Annotated in this window: 1 protein-coding gene; it reads left to right on the top strand. The window is 46.4% G+C overall.

Going from position 1 to position 871, the window contains the following annotated elements; translation table 11 throughout:
* Window positions 1-747 (top strand): type III secretion system translocon subunit VopD (gene vopD, locus R7093_RS24575; protein ID WP_318146932.1); only part of this gene is annotated, 747 nt, incomplete at its 5' end.
* Window positions 748-871 lie beyond the last annotated feature (124 nt).

Raw genomic sequence — 871 nt, 5'->3', positions numbered from 1 at the left:
ACCGCGAAAGTGCTGAACGGTGAGGAAGTGATCAAATCACCTTCGGACGCGGTTTCTCAATCGCTGTCTTTGTTGACGCTGCTTTACCAAGTGTCGAAGCTAAGCCGTGAACAGCAAGTGCTTCAACGTGAAATTGCGGTTGAAGCCAACGTTGCGAGTTTGCAAAGCCAAGCGGCAGAGCTGAACAACTCTGCTAGCGCGATGATCGCGATGGCGGTTGTATCTGGTGTGTTAGCGGGTGCTACAGCAATTATCGGTGCGCTTGGTTCGTTCAAAGCGGGTAAAGAAATTAAGACCGAGATGGCAAGCAACAACGTGCTGAAAACGCAAAAGGCGGGCTTCGATCAAGTAGAAGAGTTGATGAACAACGGTAACTTGTCAAAAACTCAGCAAGATCAAGTAAAACGCGCACATTCGCTAGCGAAAGACAGCATTGCAGACACCACGGCTCAATTGACTAGCGGCGGTCGCAAGTTCGATAAACTGATGAGCTCAAACCAAGCGAAGAACGCGATTCTTCAAGCTCTTGGACAGATGGCAAACTCAGCATCGAACGTTGAACAAACTAAAGCGCAAGCTCGCAGCAAGGACGATGAAGTGCAAGCGACGCGTGCTCAAGCAGCGAAGCAAAAAGCAGATGAGAACATCGGCTTCCAAGAAGGGTTGCTTAAAGAGTTGCGTGAGCTGTTCCGTTCTATCTCTGATAGTCAGAACCAAGCGTGGCGCGCATCTATCCCGACAGTGTAATTGCGGTTTTATTTTAGTACTGACAAAGCGTTGTTTATACAACGCTTTTTTTGTGTTTAAAACGATAGAATAAAAAATACTCTTTATATATCAGATTATTATGTGGTTTTGTAAATCATTCTCG

It is taken from the genome of Vibrio sp. 1580, assembly GCF_033340055.1.
Note: the sequence above shows the minus strand (reverse complement) of the source record. Positions and strands in the feature narration are given on the sequence as shown.